At 65.2% G+C, this 12,831-nt stretch carries 15 protein-coding genes; 7 read left to right on the forward strand and 8 right to left on the reverse strand.

Features of this window, described 5'->3' with window-relative positions; genetic code table 11:
* Nucleotides 1-232: 232 nt before the first annotated feature.
* From thrC to moaD, 3 genes are read left to right on the forward strand one after another with little or no spacing between them, the layout of a single operon-like run.
* Nucleotides 233-1,711: a threonine synthase gene (gene thrC / locus JOD97_RS00905; RefSeq protein WP_209712762.1), complete on the forward strand. Its 1,479-nt coding sequence runs from the start codon at nt 233-235 to the stop codon at nt 1,709-1,711.
* Between the two features lie 2 nt (nt 1,712-1,713).
* A complete protein-coding gene (glp, locus tag JOD97_RS00910; RefSeq protein WP_229264131.1) occupies nt 1,714-2,946 on the forward strand; it encodes a gephyrin-like molybdotransferase Glp in 1,233 nt (410 codons plus the stop codon).
* Entirely contained in the window at nt 2,946-3,200 is a 255-nt protein-coding gene (moaD, locus tag JOD97_RS00915) for a molybdopterin converting factor subunit 1 (protein WP_209712763.1), read from the forward strand. Before glp ends, moaD begins: the two co-directional genes overlap by 1 nt.
* Before the next feature lie 71 nt (nt 3,201-3,271).
* Here moaD and JOD97_RS00920 read toward each other — a convergent pair whose 3' ends face one another.
* Complete coding sequence (locus JOD97_RS00920) at nt 3,272-3,484, reverse strand: hypothetical protein (protein WP_209712764.1); 213 nt, start codon at nt 3,482-3,484, stop codon at nt 3,272-3,274.
* A gap of 50 nt (nt 3,485-3,534) precedes the next feature.
* Between JOD97_RS00920 and JOD97_RS00925 the strand changes: the two genes are divergently transcribed.
* Nucleotides 3,535-4,794, forward strand: a complete 1,260-nt coding sequence (locus JOD97_RS00925) for a TIGR03862 family flavoprotein (RefSeq protein ID WP_209712765.1) — start codon at nt 3,535-3,537, stop codon at nt 4,792-4,794.
* 90 nt (nt 4,795-4,884) lie between these two features.
* Here JOD97_RS00925 and JOD97_RS00930 read toward each other — a convergent pair whose 3' ends face one another.
* The 4 genes from JOD97_RS00930 to hpnD all read right to left on the reverse strand — a co-directional run bounded on the left by JOD97_RS00930 (nt 4,885) and on the right by hpnD (nt 8,925).
* Nucleotides 4,885-5,691, reverse strand: a complete 807-nt coding sequence (locus JOD97_RS00930; RefSeq protein WP_209712766.1) for a head GIN domain-containing protein — start codon at nt 5,689-5,691, stop codon at nt 4,885-4,887.
* 11 nt (nt 5,692-5,702) lie between these two features.
* Nucleotides 5,703-6,512, reverse strand: coding sequence for a DUF1700 domain-containing protein (locus JOD97_RS00935; RefSeq protein WP_209712767.1), 810 nt, complete (start codon nt 6,510-6,512; stop codon nt 5,703-5,705).
* Nucleotides 6,513-6,665: 153 nt separating this feature from the next.
* Nucleotides 6,666-8,099 carry a hydroxysqualene dehydroxylase HpnE gene (gene hpnE, locus JOD97_RS00940; RefSeq protein ID WP_373999764.1) on the reverse strand — a complete coding sequence of 478 codons (1,434 nt, stop codon included), beginning with the start codon at nt 8,097-8,099 and terminating at the stop codon, nt 6,666-6,668.
* Nucleotides 8,092-8,925 (reverse strand): presqualene diphosphate synthase HpnD, encoded by an 834-nt coding sequence (hpnD, locus tag JOD97_RS00945; RefSeq protein ID WP_209712768.1) that lies wholly within the window; start codon nt 8,923-8,925, stop codon nt 8,092-8,094. Before hpnD ends, hpnE begins: the two co-directional genes overlap by 8 nt.
* Nucleotides 8,926-9,032: 107 nt before the next feature.
* Here hpnD and JOD97_RS00950 point away from each other — a divergent pair, with 107 nt between their 5' ends.
* On the forward strand, nt 9,033-9,443 hold the full coding sequence (locus JOD97_RS00950) for a VOC family protein (RefSeq protein WP_209712769.1): 411 nt from the start codon (nt 9,033-9,035) through the stop codon (nt 9,441-9,443).
* Here the strand turns inward: JOD97_RS00950 and JOD97_RS00955 are convergent.
* From JOD97_RS00955 to JOD97_RS00965, 3 genes are all read right to left on the reverse strand, one after another.
* Nucleotides 9,418-9,645 (reverse strand): hypothetical protein, encoded by a 228-nt coding sequence (locus JOD97_RS00955; RefSeq protein WP_229264132.1) that lies wholly within the window; start codon nt 9,643-9,645, stop codon nt 9,418-9,420. The two genes, JOD97_RS00950 and JOD97_RS00955, sit on opposite strands and share 26 nt — an antisense overlap.
* Nucleotides 9,646-9,754: 109 nt before the next feature.
* Complete coding sequence (locus JOD97_RS00960; protein ID WP_209712770.1) at nt 9,755-10,012, reverse strand: Txe/YoeB family addiction module toxin; 258 nt, start codon at nt 10,010-10,012, stop codon at nt 9,755-9,757.
* A 6-nt stretch (nt 10,013-10,018) separates the two neighbouring features.
* Nucleotides 10,019-10,285: a type II toxin-antitoxin system Phd/YefM family antitoxin gene (locus tag JOD97_RS00965; RefSeq protein WP_209712771.1), complete on the reverse strand. Its 267-nt coding sequence runs from the start codon at nt 10,283-10,285 to the stop codon at nt 10,019-10,021.
* A 326-nt stretch (nt 10,286-10,611) separates the two neighbouring features.
* Here JOD97_RS00965 and JOD97_RS00970 point away from each other — a divergent pair, with 326 nt between their 5' ends.
* Both JOD97_RS00970 and JOD97_RS00975 read left to right on the forward strand, forming a co-directional pair.
* Nucleotides 10,612-11,739, forward strand: a complete 1,128-nt coding sequence (locus JOD97_RS00970; RefSeq protein ID WP_209712772.1) for an FIST signal transduction protein — start codon at nt 10,612-10,614, stop codon at nt 11,737-11,739.
* Between the two features lie 3 nt (nt 11,740-11,742).
* Nucleotides 11,743-12,825, forward strand: coding sequence for an ATP-binding protein (locus JOD97_RS00975; RefSeq protein WP_209712773.1), 1,083 nt, complete (start codon nt 11,743-11,745; stop codon nt 12,823-12,825).
* Nucleotides 12,826-12,831: the final 6 nt, after the last annotated feature.

A 12,831-nucleotide genomic window follows, 5' to 3' on the forward strand; every position in this document is an offset into this window, starting at 1 on the left:
GCGACTGCGAAAAATGGAAACTGCGGGTGGAGTGGCGGCTCCAGTATATTGCCGGAACGACAGTCAGGCCAGCGCGCCGCGACGCAAGGGGCCCGCCGGGGGCGCCCATAACCATAAAACAACGACAATCGCCCCCGAAACGGCGAGGCGCACTATAATATCCGCTCGCTTTGTAACGTTCTGCCATTAGCTGCCAGCCAACCTTGTCAGCCCAACCGGACTTTTCTAATTTATGCAATACGTGTCTACCCGCGCCGCCGCATCGGCCGCTTCGTCGTCTCCCCAACAATTTTCGGACATTCTGCTGGGCGGCCTGGCCGCCGACGGCGGTCTGTTCCTGCCTTCGGCCTACCCGCAGGTGAGCGGCGCAGAGCTGGACGCGTGGCGCCAGCTGTCCTACGCCGACCTGGCGTTCGAGATCCTGCGCAAGTTCGCGACCGACATCCCCGAGGCGGACCTGCGCGCGCTGACCGCCAAGACCTACACCAAGGAAGTCTACCGCAACGCCCGCGCCGGCGAAAAGGCCAGCCAGATCACGCCTTTGCGCGTGTTGGAAGAGGGCGACAACGGCACCAAACTGGTGCTGCAGGCGCTGTCGAACGGCCCGACCCTGGCCTTCAAGGACATGGCGATGCAGTTGCTAGGCAATCTGTTCGAGTACACGCTGGCCAAGCAGAACGCGGAACTGAACATTTTCGGCGCCACCTCGGGCGACACCGGCAGCGCCGCCGAATACGCGATGCGCGGCAAGAAGGGCATCCGTGTCTTCATGCTGTCGCCGCACCAGAAGATGAGCGCCTTCCAGACCGCGCAGATGTTCAGCCTCCAGGACCCGAACATCTTCAACATCGCCATCGAGGGCGTGTTCGACGACGCCCAGGACATGGTCAAGGCGGTCTCCAACGACCTGCCGTTCAAGACCAAACAGAAGATCGGCACCGTCAATTCGATCAACTGGGCGCGCGTCGTGGCGCAGGTGGTGTATTACTTCCGCGGCTACCTGTCGGCCACCACCTCGAACGACCAGAAGGTCTCGTTCACGGTCCCGTCGGGGAACTTCGGCAATATCTGCGCCGGCCACATCGCCCGCATGATGGGCCTGCCGATCGACAAACTGATCGCCGCCACCAACGAAAACGACGTGCTGGACGAATTCTTCCGCACCGGCGTGTACCGCGTGCGCAAGTCGGCCGAGACCTACCACACCAGCAGCCCGTCGATGGACATCTCCAAGGCGTCCAACTTCGAACGCTTCATCTACGACCTGGTTGGCCGCGACGGCGAGCGCACGCGCGCGCTGTTCCACAAGGTGGAGACGCACGGCGGCTTCGACCTGTCGGGCAAGCCTGGCAGCGACGGCGACGAATTCAAGCTGGTAGCCAAATACGGCTTCAAGTCGGGCAAATCGACCCATGACGACCGCCTGAACACGATCCGCGACGTCGCCGACGATTACGGCATCGTCATCGACACCCACACCGCCGACGGCATCAAGGTCGCGCGCGAAAACCTGGAACCGGGCGTGACGATGATCGTGCTGGAAACCGCGCTGGCGGCCAAGTTCAACGAAACCATCCTCGACGCGCTGGGCGAGGACGCCGAGCGTCCGGAAGGCTTCGAGAACATCGAGGACCTGCCGCAGAAGTTCGTGGTCATGAAGCCCGACGTCGAGAAGATGAAGGCTTACATCGCCGCCAACACCGGCCTGTGATCATGAGCGCACAGCCGTCCAAACCGCAACCCCGGCCGATGCTGGCCGTCGGCGAGGCGCTGGCCTTGATGCTGGCCGCCGCGCGTCCGGTGGAGCAGGTCGAAACGGTGCCGACGCTGAACGCCAATGGCCGCGTCCTGGCGCAGGCGCAAGTGTCGGGCATGAATGTGCCGGGCATGGACAACACGCAGATGGACGGCTACGCGGTGCGCGCCGCCGATTGCGCCAGCGGCAACGCGGCGCTGACGGTGTCGCAGCGGATACCGGCCGGCCACGTCGGCCAGCCTTTGCTGCCGGGGACCGCCGCGCGCATCTTCACCGGCGCCCACATACCGGAAGGCGCCGACGCTGTCGTCATGCAGGAGCAGTGCGAGCTGGCCGGCGATGTGGTGACGATCAAGCACGCGCCCAAGCCGGGCGAATGGATACGCCGCGCCGGCGAGGACATCACCGACGGCAGCGTGATCCTGCCTGCGGGCGCGCGCCTGCGCAGCCAGGAGCTGGGTCTGGCCGCGTCGGTCGGGCTGGCGGAATTGCCGGTCAAGCGCAAGCTGCGCGTGGCCGTGTTCTTCACCGGCGACGAGCTGACCATGCCGGGCGAGCCGCTGGCGCCCGGCGCCATCTACAATTCCAACCGCTTCACGCTGCGCGCGCTGCTGGAGAACCTGGGGTGCGAGATCAGCGATTTCGGCATCGTGCCCGATTCGCTCGAGGCCACGCGTTCGGTGCTGCGCGAGAGCGCGCAGGCGCATGATCTGATCATCACCTCCGGCGGCGTGTCCGTCGGCGAGGAGGACCATATCAAGCCGGCGGTCGAGGCGGAGGGACAATTGAACATGTGGCTGATCGCGGTCAAGCCGGGCAAGCCGCTGGCGTTCGGCCAGGTGAAGGATGCTTTCTTCCTCGGCCTGCCGGGCAACCCGGTCGCCAGTTTCATCACCTTCCTGATGTTCGTGCGACCGTTCATTTTGCGCTTGCAGGGCGTATCCGGCCCGATCGCGCCGCGCGCGTTTTCGATGCGCGCCGACTTCGACCTGCCCAAGGCCGACAAGCGCAACGAATTCCTGCGCGCGCGCATCAACGCCGACGGCGGGCTCGAATTGTTCAACAACCAGAGTTCCGGCGTGCTGACATCGACCGTGTGGGGCGATGGCGTGATCGACAATCCTCCCGGCACCACCATCTCCGCTGGAGACATGGTCCGGTTTATTCCGTTTAGCGAGTTAATGTACTGATGGCTGTCACCGTAAAATTTTTCGCCAGCGTGCGCGAGGCCGTTGGCGCCTCGTCGGAAACGCTGGACCTGCCGGCGTCCGTGAAAACGGTCGGCGACCTGCGCGCCCACCTGGCCGCGCGCGGCGACACCTGGCGCGACGCGCTGGGCAGCCCGGCCTTGCGCATGGCGTGCAACCAGATCATGTGCGGCACCGACAGCGCGGTCGCCGACGGCGCCGAGGTGGCGTTCTTCCCGCCGGTGACCGGCGGGTGAACCGTCCGGATGATTTGTGAAACCCGCACAGCCAACCGGGGTCGGACCCTTTTGGGTCCGACCCCTTCGGTTTAAGGTTTGCGGGTTCGCTCGTGCGCCTCTGCCTCGCGGTAGCGGCGCCACGCGCTCCATGTGAACAGCGCGGCCGCGCCCAGCGCCCACGCGGCGGCGCTCAGATAGTCGTTGCGCGAGGTCGAGCCCTTGAACCATTCGACGGCGGCCAGTATCGCGAACAGCGGCACGGCGGCCAGCAAATAGCGTTTGATCCAAAAAATCGCGCCCATCATGTCTCCATTAATATTGTTCTTCATCTCGATCGTATCGGACCGTATGCATGCAGTCTAGTTTGACACCTTTTCGCGTCGCCGTCATCGGCGGCGGCCCCGCCGGGCTGATGGCAGCGCAAACGCTGGCGCAGGGCGGGGCATGCGTGGACGTGTACGACGCGATGGCCTCGGTCGGCCGCAAGTTCCTGCTGGCGGGACGGGGAGGGATGAACATCACCCACGCGGAGCCGTATGCGGATTTTGTCCCGCGCTACGCCGGCGCCGCCGCCGCGCTGCGGCCGATGCTCGACGCTTTCGGGCCGGCGGACGTGCGCGAGTGGGTGCACGGCCTGGGCGTGGAGACCTTTGTCGGCACCTCCGGGCGCGTGTTCCCGACCGACATGAAGGCCGCGCCGTTGCTGCGCGCGTGGCTGCACCGGCTGCGCGAGAGCGGCGTGCGCTTCCATATGCGTCACCGCTGGCTGGGCTGGCGCGATGGTGCCTTGCTGCTGCAAACGCCGGACGGCGAGCTGACGGTGCATGCCGACGCGGTCGTGCTGGCACTGGGCGGCGGTAGCTGGGCGCGCTTGGGATCGGACGGCGCCTGGGTGCCGCTGCTGGCGGCGCGTGGCGTGGACGTGGCGCCGCTGGTGCCGGCCAATTGCGGCTTCGACGTCGCCTGGAGCGAGCATTTCAGCAGCCGCCACGCGGGCGAGCCGTTGACCACCGTCGCCATCACGTCGACCGGCGCGGATGGAAAAAGCTTCCGCAAGCAGGGGCAGTTCGTGGTCACCGCGGGTGGGGTCGAGGGCAGCTTGATCTACGCCTTGTCGGCGGCCTTGCGCGAGCAGATCGCGGCCGATGGCGTGGCGACGATCTATCTCGATTTGCTGCCGGATTTGCCGGCCGCGCGCGTGGCGGAGGAGGTCACGCGTCCACGCGGGGCGCGCTCGTTGGCCAGTCATTTGCAAAGCCGGTTGGGCATCAAGGGTGTGAAGGCCGGGCTGCTGCGCGAATGTTTGAGCAAGGAGCAGTATGCCGATCCCGATTATTTGGGGCGCGCCATCAAGATGCTGCCGGTGCGGCTGTTGCGGCCACGCCCGCTCGACGAGGCGATCAGCAGCGCCGGTGGGGTACGGTGGGATGGGCTGGACGGGACGATGCTGAAGGCGGCGCCGGGCGTGTTCGTGGCCGGCGAGATGATCGACTGGGAGGCGCCGACCGGCGGCTATCTGCTGACGGCGTGCCTGGCGAGTGGCCTGGCGGCGGGGCGCGACGTCCTGGCCTGGGGCGCGAGGTGTACCGGGGAGGCACGTAGGGCGGATTAGGCGGAACGCCGTAATCCGCCATGTATGAGCCGTCGGCGGACCATGCATGGCGGATTACGCTGCGCTAATCCGCCCTACGTGTCTCCCGTCCTATTCCCAGGTAACATCCCCAGAGCCGCTGCGGTTCACATTACGCTGGTCCGGATTCCCCAACACCCGTATATCCCCGCTGCCGCGCAATGTCAGGTCGGCCGCCTGCTTGGCGAAGACATGGGTGGTGCCCGAGCCCTTCAGATCGACCGTCACCCGGTCCGCCGCCAAATGGCGCGCATCCAGGTCGCCCGACCCGGTCAACTGCGCATCGAGCGTCTTGCAGCTTCCCGACGACTTGATCTCGCCCGAGCCGACCAGCTCCAGCTCCACATGCTCGCTGCTACCGGCGTTCAACTGCAGATTGCCGCTGCCATGCGCGCCGGCGATCAGATTGCGATAGCGCCCGGAGAAAGCGACGTTGCCCGAGCCATGCAAGCGCAGCTCCAGCCTGTCGCCGCTAAAACCGGAGACCTTGGTGTCGCCGCTGCTGCGCACCGTGAGCTCCTCCAGCATCGGTAGCACCAGCTCCACCTGCAGCCGATGGCGCGGATTGAGCAGCATGCCCTTGGTGCCGATGTGCAGATCGCGCCCGTCCTGGATGGTCTCGATATTCTGCAGCGAGCGCTGCTCGCCGCGCACCTTCAGCGACGCCGTCGGTCCCTGGGTCAGGGTCAGGTCGATCGGCCCTTCGAGGACCACGGTGACCGCCATCGCGTCGACCTTCCTGGTCTCGCCGCCCAGCGAACGCCCGGCCACGCTGGTCGGGCTGGTGCTGCCGTAGGCCTTGAGCATGCTGTAGGTCACGCCGATCAGCACGAACGACAGCAGCAGCAGGCCGATTCCGATTTTTAGTAATGCGCGCATCCGATGTCTCCTTAGCGTCCGCGCAGCAGCGACATATTCATCGCCGCATAGCGCTTCAAACCGATCAACGTGTAGCGCGTCAGGACGATGCCGATCAGGCACAGGCCGATGCCGCCCAAGATCAGGCCGAAGCCGATCACGGTCTGCGTGGTGCGGGCCCCGCTGTCGAAGTCGGTGGTGATGTGCACGTCGCCCGACGCCACCGCGCCGGCGCGGTCGATCAGGCGGCTGGTGCGGCTGGTATCCTGGTCGGCGTCGTCGTCGGCGGCCGCTTCCGCCTCGCTGTCGGGCGCCTTCTTGACCTGGATGCCCATGTCGTTGATGGCGATGCGCCAGCTCTTGGCCTCGGCTTCCTCTTCCTTGGTGTCGAACCGCGAGTGGGTCAGGGCCATAACGTGGTGCAGCGGCCCCTCTAGCGACAACTCGTTCTGGCCGGACAGGCCGCTGGCGGTCAGCGCCACGCCGCCGATGTAGAACGCGAAGGCCGACACGTACACCACCAGCAGCATCGACGCGTACACCAGCGCCGGTATGACCATGAACAGGTTGAAAATCGCCAGGCCGACAAACGACACCATCACGCGGACCAGGTTGACCGGCGTTTTCTTTTGCTCAAAAGCATTTAAATGGGCGGTGGCGCGCAAGGTCATCGCGATCTTGCGCGGCTCGTCGAGTTCCTTGTAGACCTCGGCTTCGCTTTTGCCGGCCACCAGGCCGTCGATAAAGCGCTGCTCGTAGTAGGCCAGGGTCTTGGCCACCGTTTCCGGCGGCAGTCCCTGCATTGCCTGCTTGAGCGCATCGAGGTATTGCTGCTTGCTCATGGTGTGTTCCAATATACGTCTTTGTCGATGGTGCAACTGTACGCAGATGCGCGTCCACACGCCAACGCCATGTGACAGGCTGCGCAAATCGCGGGGCAGGCGACAGAATTCGGACACCAGATGGGGATTGCTCCAGGCTTGGGTGATTAATTTTTACGCAATATCCGGAGGTATGCCCTTGAGCAGCGCCGCCGCCGCCACGCCGCTGCGCACCGCCGTCTCCAGCGTGGCCGGATAGTCGCCGGCCGTGTAGTCGCCGGCCAGCGCCAGGCCGGGCAGGCCGCTGGCGTTGCGCGGACGCGCCAGTCCCGGCGTGCTGGCGTAGGTGGCGCGCTTCTCGGTGATGACCTTGAACCATGCCGGACGGCCCAGCTCGGGCCGCTGGAACGCCGCCGCCAGCTGCACCGCGACCGCCTCCGCCAGCAAATCCTGCTCCTGCGCGGCGACGCCGGCCGAGGCGCTGATCACCACCGCCAGCAGGCCGGCCTGGTCGGCGTCGAGCTGGCCGCGGTCGAACACGAACTGGCCCCACTGGTAATTGTCCGGGTCCTCCAGCAGCGCGAAGAACGGCAGCGCCAGCCGGGTGGCGGCGTCGTACTGCAGGTAGACGGTGGTGATGGCCTCGGGCTCGAACGCTGTCAACTGGGCGCACACGGCGGTGGTGTCGCATTCGGGCACGGCGTGCAGCAGCGCGGCGGCCTGGGTGGCGCCGGTGGCTAGCACCACGCCGTTGAAATAGGTGCTCCAGGTGCCGCCGACGGCCGCGCCGCTGACGTCGACCTGCCACAGCCGGCCTTCGATCGAGCGCAGCGCCTGCACCTTGGCGCCGGTGCGCACGGCGCCGCCATGCGCCCGCACGAAGCCCGAGGCGGCGTCCGGGAACAGCGCCGACAGGTCCACCCGCGGCAGCAGCATGTCGGAGGCGGCGCGTTTGCCGCCCAGGCTGTCGCGCAGCACGTTCAGGAACACCCGGGCCGAGGCGCGCTCGGGCGGCGTGTTCAGCGCCGCCAGACACAGCGGGCGCCACATCAGCTGGATCAGGCGCGGCGTCTGGTCGAAGCGCTGCAGCAGTTCGCTGACGCTGCAATCGTCGTTGAGGTGCCAGCCCATCCAGCGCGCCGTGCTCGAGAAGCGGGCCAGGCTCATTTTATCGGCGCGCGACAGGCCTTTGGCGCGCAGCAGCGCGGTGGCCAGATGCAGCGGCGCGGGCAGGCGCGGCGCGACGAAGTCCATGCCGCCGCCACCGGGCGGATAGCGCATTTGCAGCGGCAGGGTCAGCAAGGCCCGGTCGCGCTCGACGCCGACCAGTTTCATCAGGCGCAAGGTCTCGCTGTAGGCGCCGAGCAAAATGTGCTGGCCGTTGTCGAGCAGCTTGCGGTCGGTCTCGACGCGGCGCGCGCGTCCGCCGAGCGTGCGCGCCGCCTCGAACAAGGTGACCTTGAAGCCGGCCCGCGCCAGCTCGACGGCGGCGCTGCAGCCGGCCCAGCCGCTGCCGATGACGGCGACCGAACGGGAACTCGATGGTTCGGCCTTCGCGGCCAGGCGTTTTTCCTCCGGCGAGCCGGTCACGGCGTCGTCGTTAGCCACGAATATAGGTCTTCCAGGCGAGCCACAGTTTGCGGATGGGCGTGAGCGAGATGCGCTGCGTGAGCACGTGGTAGCCGTCGTTTTCCACTTCGGTCAGCAGGGTGCGGTAGATGGCGGCCATCATCAGGCCCGGACGCTGCGCGCGCCGGTCTTCCTTCGGCAGCAGCGCGAAGGCGTCGTCGTACGCCTGCTGGGCGCGGGCGGACTGGAACGCCATCAGTTTTTCGAAGTTCTCGCTGTGGCGGGCGTTGAGCAGGTCGGCGGCGGTGACGTTGAACTGCTGCAGCTCGTTGATCGGCAGATAGATGCGGCCCTTGCGCGCGTCCTCGCCGACGTCGCGGATGATGTTGGTCAGCTGGAAGGCGTGGCCCAGCTTTTCCGCGTACTGCAGCGTCTCGGGCTTGGTCGCGCCAAAGATGCTGGCCGACAGGATGCCGACCACCGAGGCCACGTGCCAGCAATAGCTGGTCAGCGCCGGATAGTCCAGATAGCGGGTCTGGTTCAAGTCCATTTCCATGCCGTCGATGATGGCCTGCAGATGCCGCTGCTCGAGCTTGTAGATGGCCAGGTGCGGCTGCAGCGCCTGCGTCACGGGATGGCTCTGCTTGCCCTCGTACATGTTGGCGATTTCCTTGCGCCACCACGCCAGCTTGATCCGGGCGACGGACTCGTCGGTGCATTCGTCGACGGTGTCGTCGACCTCGCGGCAAAAGGCATACAAGGCGGTGATGGCGCGACGACGCTCCGGCGGCAGGAACAGAAAACTATAGTAAAAACTGGAGCCGCTCTGGGCGGTCTTTTGCTGGCAGTAGTCGTCGGGGGACATGAATAAAAAAGCACGGGTGGACTATCGAAGCCGCTATTCTATAGTGTTCAGTGCATGGATGGGGGTTGGGTTATAGTCATCATTTCCATATTTGACGGAGGGGCGCGATGATACATATCCGGGAAATCGACCATATCGTGCTGCGGGTCGCCGAACTGGAACCGATGCTGCATTTCTACGGCACCGTCTTGGGCTGTCCGGTCGAGAAACGCCAGGACGCCATCGGCCTGGTGCAATTGCGCGCGGGCGCGTCGATGATCGACCTGGTCCCGGTCGACGGCAAGCTGGGCAGGATGGGCGGCGCCGCGCCGGGTGCCGAGGGCCGCAATATGGACCATTTTTGTCTGCGGGTGGAACCGTTCGACGAGGCGGCGATCCGGGCCCATCTGGCCGCGCACGGGGTGGCGGGTGGTCCGGTCGAATCGCGCTACGGCGCCGAAGGCGAGGGGCCGTCGATCTATCTGACCGATCCCGAGGGCAATGTGGTCGAGCTTAAAGGCCCGCCGGCATCCGGCTAGCGCGGCGGCGGCCGGGCGGATCGGACAGCACGCGGACGATGACGTTGACCGGGATCGCGCGCCGCACCAGAAATTCCGACGCGAATGCCTTGCCGTGGCTTTGCTGCAGGCGCACGCCCAGCTCCACGATCTTCGACGTTTCGGTGTCGGGGCGCTGCGACTGGCCCATGGCCAGCCCGAAATAGGGGTTATGTGACAACATGATTACACCTCGTAACTTTTCCCGGACCTTAACACAAGAAGTGGATATTGTGCAGTGGAAACGATTTAGTCGTGCGCGGCTTGTATTTACTGCTGAGCGCGTAACGCCATCAATAGTGATAGCGACATGAAATGATGGTTAAATCCTCGTCCGTGGCTTCGTAGACTAAACGATTGGTCTCATCGATTCGCCTGGACCAGAATCCGGAGAGGCTGTGCTTTAACGCCTCAGGCTTGCCGATGCCGGCGAAGGGATCTCTCCGCGCGTCCTTGATCAGATCATTGATGCGCTTCAGTGTTTTCCTGTCTTGCGTTTGCCAGTAGAGGTAGTCATTCCACGCCTCATCCGTGAATTTCACGTTGCGCATTTGCGTTCAGTCTGAATCGGGAATATTGACCAGTTCCCGAGGTTGAGCCCGGCCCGCGCGCGCCTGAGCGATTGATTTTGCCAAGTGCGCCGCATTGGCAGGTGAACTCAGCAAGTGAACAGTCTCCATGAGGCTGCTGTAATGGTCGAAGGACATGATTACCGCGTCCGGTGCGTCGCGGCGGGAGATGACGGTGACATCGGCATCCTCAACCACTTGGTCGATCACTGACCTAAGACTGCTGCGGGCATCGGAAAAGTTGATGATTCTCATTTTGCACTCCATTGCTTTCATAGTGCGCAGTAGCGCCGGGGTCGCTTCCACGCGACATGTACTAGCAATTGTACAGATTAAGTCTACACCACTGAGTCGAGTGGGGCCAGCAGAGCCGAGGTTCAGAACGCCAAGGCTCAGCACAACCCCGTACCACGGCTTGCATCTACTGCTGGCTTCGAGCGGCCGGTGCTGTTCCCATCGGCGACAAATGTTGCACGGTTGCCTAAACGGGCTTGCCGTGGGGGAAATCAAGCGACAGCGTGAAGCGATTTCACTACAATCGTTTTCAGGTCGGCATCCCCGTCCGTCCCGAGGAGAACACCATGCGTATCGCGCAATTCCACACCACCGATACCGAGGTCGGCGCGCTGGCGCTGCCGGCCGACGCCGATCTGCTGCTGGTGTTCGGCGCCCGCGCGCTGCTGCAATCGGCATCGCTGTTTCCGGCGCTGCGCCAGGCCTGCCCGGACGCCGTGATCGCCGGCTGCAGCACCGCCGGCGAGATTTGCGGCACCGAGGTGCATGACGCCAGCCTCGTCATCACCGCCGTCGGCTTCGCCGCCACCCGCGTCGCGCTGGTGGCCGCGACGCTGGAGCTGGCCGGCGACAGCCGCCAGGCCGGTGCCGCGCTGACGGCACAACTGCTGGGCGACCAACTGCGCCATGTGCTGGTGCTGTCGGACGGCTTGGCCGTCAACGGCAGCGAACTGGTGCAGGGCTTGCGCACCTCGCTGCCGCCCGGCGTCAACGTCACCGGCGGCTTGGCCGGCGACGGCGCGGACTTTGGCGTCACCGTCGTCATGGCCGACGCCCCGGCCGTGCCGCACCGCATCGCCGCCATCGGTTTTTACGGCGAGCGCCTGCGCGTCGGCTACGGCTCGCTTGGCGGTTGGGACGCTTTCGGGCCGGAGCGGCTGATCACGCGCGCCGAAGGCAACACGCTCTTCGAGCTGGACGGCGAGTCGGCGCTGAGCCTGTACAAGACCTATCTCGGCAAGCAGGCCGAGGACTTGCCATCGTCGGGCTTGCTGTTCCCGCTGGCGCTGCATCTGGCCGACGCCGACACCTATGTGGTACGCACCATCCTGGGTGTCGACGAGGGGGCGCAAAGCATGACCTTTGCCGGCGACATGCCGGTGGGCGCCCGCGCGCAGCTGATGAAGGCCAATTTCAACCGGCTGGTCGATGGCGCCATCGGTGCCGCCGAGGGCACGCTGGCCCAGCTGGATGGCCAGGCGCCCGAGCTGGCCATCCTGATCAGCTGCATCGGCCGCAAGTTGGTGCTCCAGCAGCGCATCGAGGAGGAGACCGAGGGCGTGGCCGAAGTGCTGGGCGCGCGCGCGACGTTGACCGGCTTCTATTCGTACGGCGAGATCGCGCCCCGCAGCGCGCTGACCCGCTGCGAGCTGCACAATCAAACCATGACCGTCACCACCTTCAGCGAGGAATAGGCCATGCATCCATTGCTGGCGCGCCAGCTCAAGAAGTACTGCCGCGACGGACAAACCGACCTGCAAGGCCTGAGCAAGGCCGTCGACGACGCCTATGCCAGCTTCGAGCATGACCGGCTGCTGATCGAAAACTCGCTGGAGGTGATGTCGCAGGAGCTGGGCAAGCGCAACCGGCAACTGGCCGAGCAGCTGGCGGACAAGCAGCGGATGATGGACCAGCTCAGCATCAGCAACGCCGAATTGCGGGAGTTGAATGGCAAGCTGGAGGCGACCCGCAACCAGCTCTTGCAATCGGACAAAATGGCGTCGATCGGCCAGCTGGCGGCGGGCGTGGCGCACGAGATCAACAACCCGGTCGGCTACATCCATTCGAACTTCTCCACCTTGCGGCGCTACGTCGCCAGCCTGTGCGACATGCTCAGCGCATACGAGGAGGCCGAGTCGGCCATCGCGTCGGCCGAGGTGGTGTCGCGGCTCAAGGCGATGCGCGCGGAAATGGACCTGGGCTATCTGCGCAGCGATATTCCGGAACTGATGGCCGAATCGACCGAGGGACTGGAACGGGTGCGGCGCATCGTCCAGGACCTGAAGGATTTCTCGCACGCCGACACGCAGAAGGAATGGCAACTGTTCAATCTGCATTTGGGCATCGACTCGACCTTGAACATCGTCGCCAACGAAATCAAGTACAACGCCGAGGTCGTCAAGGAGTACGGCGACATTCCCGACATCGAATGCCTGTCGTCGCAGATCAACCAGGTGGTGATGAACCTGGTGGTCAACGCCGCCCACGCGATCCGGCCGGGGCGCGGCAGGATCACCCTGCGCACGGGCGTCGATGGCGAACACGTGTGGTTTTCGGTCGGCGACACCGGCAGCGGCATCGCGCCGGACAACCTCAAGCGCATCTTCGACCCGTTCTTCACCACCAAGCCGATCGGCAAGGGCACCGGGCTGGGCTTGTCGGTAACGTACGGCATCGTGCAAAAGCACGGTGGGCGCATCGAGGTCGAGAGCGAGGTGGGGCGTGGCAGCACGTTCCGCGTGGTGCTGCCGATTGTGCAGCGCGACGCCGGCGGCGGCTGATCCGGC

The organism is Duganella sp. 1411, assembly GCF_017833525.1.
Classification (GTDB): domain Bacteria; phylum Pseudomonadota; class Gammaproteobacteria; order Burkholderiales; family Burkholderiaceae_D; genus Rugamonas.

Coding starts and splice junctions, on each gene's coding strand:
- JOD97_RS00920 (WP_209712764.1), bottom strand. CDS start 3,484: ATGGGCGCGATTTTTTGGATCAAACGCTATTTGCTGGCCGCCGTGCCG.
- JOD97_RS00960 (WP_209712770.1), bottom strand. CDS start 10,012: ATGCGCAACGTGAAATTCACGGATGAGGCGTGGAATGACTACCTCTAC.
- JOD97_RS00955 (WP_229264132.1), bottom strand. CDS start 9,645: ATGTTGTCACATAACCCCTATTTCGGGCTGGCCATGGGCCAGTCGCAG.
- JOD97_RS00925 (WP_209712765.1), top strand. CDS start 3,535: ATGCAGTCTAGTTTGACACCTTTTCGCGTCGCCGTCATCGGCGGCGGC.
- moaD (WP_209712763.1), top strand. CDS start 2,946: ATGGCTGTCACCGTAAAATTTTTCGCCAGCGTGCGCGAGGCCGTTGGC.
- JOD97_RS00970 (WP_209712772.1), top strand. CDS start 10,612: ATGCGTATCGCGCAATTCCACACCACCGATACCGAGGTCGGCGCGCTG.
- glp (WP_229264131.1), top strand. CDS start 1,714: ATGAGCGCACAGCCGTCCAAACCGCAACCCCGGCCGATGCTGGCCGTC.
- hpnD (WP_209712768.1), bottom strand. CDS start 8,925: ATGTCCCCCGACGACTACTGCCAGCAAAAGACCGCCCAGAGCGGCTCC.
- JOD97_RS00930 (WP_209712766.1), bottom strand. CDS start 5,691: ATGCGCGCATTACTAAAAATCGGAATCGGCCTGCTGCTGCTGTCGTTC.
- JOD97_RS00935 (WP_209712767.1), bottom strand. CDS start 6,512: ATGAGCAAGCAGCAATACCTCGATGCGCTCAAGCAGGCAATGCAGGGA.
- JOD97_RS00975 (WP_209712773.1), top strand. CDS start 11,743: ATGCATCCATTGCTGGCGCGCCAGCTCAAGAAGTACTGCCGCGACGGA.
- JOD97_RS00950 (WP_209712769.1), top strand. CDS start 9,033: ATGATACATATCCGGGAAATCGACCATATCGTGCTGCGGGTCGCCGAA.
- thrC (WP_209712762.1), top strand. CDS start 233: ATGCAATACGTGTCTACCCGCGCCGCCGCATCGGCCGCTTCGTCGTCT.
- JOD97_RS00965 (WP_209712771.1), bottom strand. CDS start 10,285: ATGAGAATCATCAACTTTTCCGATGCCCGCAGCAGTCTTAGGTCAGTG.